Source organism: Rhodococcus sp. IEGM 1318 (assembly GCF_033142465.1).
GTDB lineage: Bacteria > Actinomycetota > Actinomycetes > Mycobacteriales > Mycobacteriaceae > Rhodococcus_F > Rhodococcus_F qingshengii_B.
Genome location: NZ_JAWLSC010000041.1, coordinates 1 through 5,278, shown reverse-complemented (window position 1 = coordinate 5,278; position 5,278 = coordinate 1). Strand labels below are relative to the sequence as shown.

4 protein-coding genes and 1 pseudogene are annotated in these 5,278 nt (G+C 64.2%); 2 read left to right on the top strand and 3 right to left on the bottom strand.

The window, feature by feature from the left end; genetic code table 11:
- The first annotated feature begins 597 nt into the window (after positions 1 to 597).
- Positions 598 to 1,452, top strand: coding sequence for a metallophosphoesterase (locus R4P65_RS32835; RefSeq protein WP_317829671.1), 855 nt, complete (start codon positions 598 to 600; stop codon positions 1,450 to 1,452).
- 336 nt (positions 1,453 to 1,788) lie between these two features.
- On the opposite strand, the gene R4P65_RS32830 is transcribed toward R4P65_RS32835, so the two are convergent.
- From R4P65_RS32830 to R4P65_RS32820, 3 genes are all read right to left on the bottom strand, one after another.
- A complete protein-coding gene (locus R4P65_RS32830; RefSeq protein ID WP_317829670.1) occupies positions 1,789 to 2,553 on the bottom strand; it encodes a PIG-L deacetylase family protein in 765 nt (254 codons plus the stop codon).
- A 66-nt stretch (positions 2,554 to 2,619) separates the two neighbouring features.
- Complete coding sequence (locus tag R4P65_RS32825) at positions 2,620 to 2,997, bottom strand: carboxymuconolactone decarboxylase family protein (RefSeq protein ID WP_317829669.1); 378 nt, start codon at positions 2,995 to 2,997, stop codon at positions 2,620 to 2,622.
- A 40-nt stretch (positions 2,998 to 3,037) separates the two neighbouring features.
- Positions 3,038 to 4,801 (bottom strand): aminotransferase class V-fold PLP-dependent enzyme, encoded by a 1,764-nt coding sequence (locus tag R4P65_RS32820; RefSeq protein WP_317829668.1) that lies wholly within the window; start codon positions 4,799 to 4,801, stop codon positions 3,038 to 3,040.
- 294 nt (positions 4,802 to 5,095) lie between these two features.
- On the opposite strand from R4P65_RS32820, the pseudogene R4P65_RS32815 reads away from it, so the two are divergent.
- Positions 5,096 to 5,278 (top strand): annotated as a pseudogene (locus R4P65_RS32815) (MBL fold metallo-hydrolase); the annotation flags it as partial.

Here is a 5,278-nt window from a genome sequence, read left to right as displayed (position 1 = left end):
CCTACCTCGCCGCTCCTGCAGCAGCGCGCAGCCGGAGAAATCGCCGAAATCGACAGCATCACAAACCAATACAGCCAGCGAACCGCCATCGTCCCGATGCTCGCCGAAGAACCCATCGGCGAAGCCGCCCTGGCAACCCTGAGCAAGGCATAGCGACTCCGCACCCACATTTTCGCAAACAACGGCAACAATGATGCATCCTTCCTGGCCTACCGGCACGCGAAGAGACGCCTTCGCTCCGTTTGGCGCCCCGGCGATGGGAATATCATCGGACGGGTCTAACGGGTTCGTGCTGGTCACCGCATCCCGCTCACGGGCCGGCTTGCGGGAAGAATCGGGCGTTGATACTGCTCAGCCAGCCCTCTGCGGAGTAAAATTTGATTCACGGTGGTGGTGGGCTCACCACCGAATGCGGCAGCCGTGTCGCCAACGGTTCCTGACTTCGAATCGAGCAGAAAGGCGCTGGATAGTCTGCTGACCGATCTCGTCACAGAGGTGTGAATCAGAGATCCCTCGGTGGCGGCGGTAGCGCGAGGACTTCGTGTCTGAATTCATGGGCGAGATTCGCAGGTACAAAGTCAGAGGTGGTGGCCGACCGTGAATACACATCAGCGCATAGGTGTGGATCGCTTTCTGGAGGTTCCTTCGCGGATCGCCCTTGCCGGAGATTGGCACGCGGACACTCGTCATGGTGTCGCCGCGATCGAGCACGCAGCCAGACGGAACGCGACTGTGCTCATTCATCTCGGGGACTTCGGTTACCGCTTCACCGACATGTATCTCGATACCCTCGACGACACCCTGCGCCGGTGTGGCCTCGTTCTCGGGTTCGTCGACGGTAATCACGAAGACTTCGACCGACTCCTGGCGTACCCGCTCGCTGATAGCGGTTTGCGGTACCTGCGCGAGCGGATCGTCCACCTTCCCCGTGGATGGAGGTGGTCGTGGGGGTCGACGCAGTGCTTGGCGCTGGGCGGCGCATATTCGATCGATCGGATCCTGCGGGTCGAGGGAACCTCGTGGTGGCCGCAGGAAGCGATCACCGTCGAGGAGGCGGAAACGGCGGTCGCCGGGGGCACTGCGGATGCGATGTTCTGCCATGACTGCCCGGCCGGGGTCGTCGTGCCGGGCAGGCCGCGTGAGCGTTACGGGTTCCCGCCTTCGGAAGTGGCGGCCTCGCAGGCGAATCGGGATCGGCTCCGCCGCGTCGTCGATCAGGTGCGCCCGGCGAGGTTGTGGCACGGGCATTTCCATCAGCGTCATCAAGCGCTGCTCGAAGGTGCCGGGTATCGGACAGTAGTCGATGGTCTCGGGAAGAACAACGATCCCCTCGACAACAATCTGGTGGTCGTCAACCTCCCCGATCTCGGACATCATCGGTGGAGTTCACGTGCAGAGCACACTGTGGCCGAGACGGGCAGCGCCGCGGCGGCCCCTCCTGTTACCGCCTGAGTGATCGACGAGCGAGACCGTACGGCAGGCGTGTGGTGGTGCTTGCGGCGATCTCCACTAATTCGTTGTATTTCGCGACCTGCTCTCCTGCACCGGCACCCGGATTCGACTGCCTACATCCGGGCGACGACTATTCGCCGAACTCCGGCACGCCGTAGGTACGAAACCATGCATCGGAGCGAAGGTCACCGATACCGCCCAGACGCTATATTCAGGCAGAACAGGCGATCAATTCGTTATCGAGAGCATCGTAGAGACACCGAACTACGCTCTCCGCCACAAGACGCTCTCCCGTCTGTGCGCGTCACCGGGCGGGTGTCTGCGCTCGGTTGTCCCTCACGTCATCGTGTGTGCCGAACGAGTGGGAGGGCGTAGGCGGATCCGTTCTACGGTGCCTTGGAGTTCGAGTCGACGGGTGAGGACCGGGTTGTCGCGGGCTTGGCTTTCGTGACACTTGATTGCGGCTCGCTGTACGGCGCGGTCGACGGCAATGTCGACGGTTCCGTCGCCTTCGAGCGCAACGAAAGCTGTGCCGTACTCGGTGTTGAGTTGCGCGGCGACGCTGGGGATGACGCCCCATTCGAGCACTGCCAATTGATGACGGTCAGCGACGCGATGCGCTGCGGCGGTCGCGGCCTGGTGATCGGGGTGGCCGGTGACACCGCTTGGTTCGAACACGACGAGCGTGGCCGCATCACCAAGGTCGTTTTGCACGACTTCGTCGACAGCGGCGGGGGCGATCTCGCCCAGATGGCCGTCGGGAAAGTTGTTGAGCACGATGGCGCTGACGCCCAGGCGTTCGGCGGCGGCGGTCAGCTCGTCACGGCGCACGGTCGCAAGGTCCGCGACGGAACCGAGGGTGCTCGCCTCACCATAGGTCAGGCACACCACCCGCACGTCGGTCCCCGCTGTGGTCAGCGCGGCGAGTACGGCGCCCAACCCGAAGCTCTCGTCATCGGGATGGGCCAGCACCGCCAACGCCGGACCGCGGCCGGCGACAACATCGAGCACCGACGCACCCCCGCCGCCAGACACCTCGCCCGCTTCGGTGGTGACGTCGGCGCCCAGATGTTCGGCGGTCGCCTTACGGTGTTCGGCCATCGTGGTCCTCTCGTGGGGGAGAGATCGCGGGGACGTCTCCACGGCATCGACCGCAGAGTGGGGCAGTTACGGTCCGGGTGCGTCGTTCTCACTGTTGGAGGGCTGTGCAGCGTGGAATTCGTTGAACGCGGCGAAAGCCCGGGGCCCGTACACGGTGCCCGGCCCACCGGCCATCATGAGCGCGACGCCGATGGCCTCGGCCGCTTCCTGCGGTGTGCTGCCCTGTGCGGCCGCGCCGCGCGCATGTGTGGCGATGCAGCCATCGCATTGGGTGGTCACGGCTATCGCCAAGCCGATCAGTTCCTTGGTCTTGGCATCGAGCGCTCCGGGAGCCAGGGACGCTGAGTAGAGCTGTCCGAAGCTCTCGTAGACCTGCGGGATCGCCTGGCGCAACGCCCGGGCGGGCGCGCGAAGTTCCTGTTGGACGTCCTTGCCGTAGCCCATGTTGTGCCTCCCACTGTTCGTTGTAGTGGCCTGGTGGTGGTCAATGCGGGGTGCCGTCGGTGCTGGGGTTCTCCTGGGTGGAGGTCAAGCACTGTGGGGGCAGGGGGAACCAGCGCAGCGCTTCGAAGTGCGCGGGGAGGCGGGTCGGGCCGTCGGGGACCTTCTCGGGGCGGGCCTCGAGAAGCGTGCGGGCCTCGCGCAGGTGGTCGGCCAGCGCGGCCTCGTCGAGGGTTTCGCGTTCCGTCGGGTAGTGCAGGATGCCGGCTGTGTCGTAGAACAGGTCGGTCAGGCGCAAGGGGGGCTGGCGGGTTTTTCCACGATGGTGCCACAGGCCGGTATCCGGACTGAAGGTGTAGTCAGTGAGGAGACGGTGGCCGTACCGGGCCAGCAATTCCACGGCCTCGATCAGGTAGTCCCGCACAGCGTCGGAAATGAAGTAGTTGAAGTTGATGCGGGTCCAGCCGGGTTTGATTCCCTCGCAACCCAACGCGATCTCGTCTCGGAAGGCACGCGAATGTTGCGGGTCGATACCCAGGAGCCGATGCCCGTAGGGACCGGCACAGGAACAGCCACCGCGGGCCTGGACCCCGAACAAATCGTTGAGCAGGGCCACAACGAAGTTGTGGTGCAGGTAGCGATCCGCGCCTGATCTGAGACGGAAAGACACGATGGACAGCCGTCGAGCATCCGGGTGGCCGAGAATCTCGATACTCGGGTGGCGGTGCCACCGGTCCAAGGCATGGCACCACAGATGTCGTTCTCGCTGTTCGATGAGGTCGGTCCCCACTGCATCTTTGAGTGCGAAGACCAGGCCGGCACGGATCGACTCGATGATCGCGGGGGTGCCTCCCTCTTCCCGGGCCACGGGATCATCGAGGTAGCGGTGGCCGGTCGGATCCACGAACGCCACCGTGCCCCCACCCGGCACGGTGGGTACGGCGTTGCGGACCAGCTCGCGACGGACCATCAGCACCCCAGGGGTTTGGGGCCCGCCGACGAACTTGTGTGGCGAGAGGAAGATCGCATCCTTGTAGTCACCGCCCCCGGGAGCGCTCTCCCGCACCCGGATCGGGACATAGGGTCCGGCGGCCGCATAGTCCCAGAAGGACAACGCGCCGTGCTCGTGGAGCAAGGTGGCAATCCGGTCGGTGTCCGACAAGACGCCGGTGACGTTGGAGGCGGCCGAGAAGCTACCGATGCGCAGTGGCCGGTCCGAGTACTCGATCAGTCGCCGCTCGAGTTGCTCCACGTCGATGTGACCGTCAGCGTCTTCGTCGATCACCACCAGGTCGGCGATCGACTCACGCCACGGTAGCTCGTTGGAATGGTGTTCGTAGGGGCCTACGAACACCACGGGTCGGTCCGACTCTGCGATCTGTTCGTCCCAGCCGTAGCGTGTGGCCAGCCCGGACGGGACACGGAGTTCGAGGATTCCGACCAGCTTGTTCACCGCCGCCGTTGCCCCGGACCCGCAGAAAATCACCAGATCGTTGTCTGTGCCGCCGACGGCGTCGTGGATGAGTTGGCGTGCGTCCTGCCGCAGCAGTGAGGTCTGCAGTCCGGTGCCGGAGCTTTCGGTGTGAGTGTTGGCGTAGCGCGGGAGCACTTGTTGGCGGATGAAGTCTTCGAGGAAATCCAGTGACCGTCCCGAGGCGGTGTAGTCGGCATAGGTGATCCGTCGCCGACCGTAGGGTCCGTCCAAGATCTCTCCCTCGCCGATGACTCCCCGTCGGATCCGTTCGATCAGTGGTGAGGTGGGGGCTGATTCTGCTGAGGTATCGGTGCTTCCGGTCACTGCCGTCATGCGGTCTCTTCCTCCTACGGCAAGGCGCTCGTACCTTCTCTTTTGCCAGGGTGCGCTTGGAGTCGTGGGCCGCACTAGGGCCGTTAGACCTGGGCGTGTGAGTTGGAAGGGCGGCCGGGTTTCCACCGTATCGCCGATCCGGAGCGCCAGTCGGCGGCGATCAGTTGTTCCGATCTCTCCTCTCGATGTTCCTGGCCTGCACCCGCATATAACCCCGGGGGTACTTGACATACCCCAGGGGGTATATGGCACCCTGTGTGCATACCATCCTCCAGATTCAGGAAAGGTTGTTCGATGATCCTCGAGCAGTACTACATCGAGTGCCTCTCGCATGCGTCGTACCTGATCGGTGACGAAAGCACCGGCCGTGCCATCGTGGTCGACCCGCGCCGCGACATCACCGAATACCTCGAGGACGCAGCCCGCTACGGAATGACCATCGAGGGTGTCGTCAACACGCACTTTCATGCGGACTTC

Coding starts and splice junctions, on each gene's coding strand:
- R4P65_RS32830 (WP_317829670.1), bottom strand. CDS start 2,553: ATGGCCGAACACCGTAAGGCGACCGCCGAACATCTGGGCGCCGACGTC.
- R4P65_RS32825 (WP_317829669.1), bottom strand. CDS start 2,997: ATGGGCTACGGCAAGGACGTCCAACAGGAACTTCGCGCGCCCGCCCGG.
- R4P65_RS32820 (WP_317829668.1), bottom strand. CDS start 4,801: ATGACGGCAGTGACCGGAAGCACCGATACCTCAGCAGAATCAGCCCCC.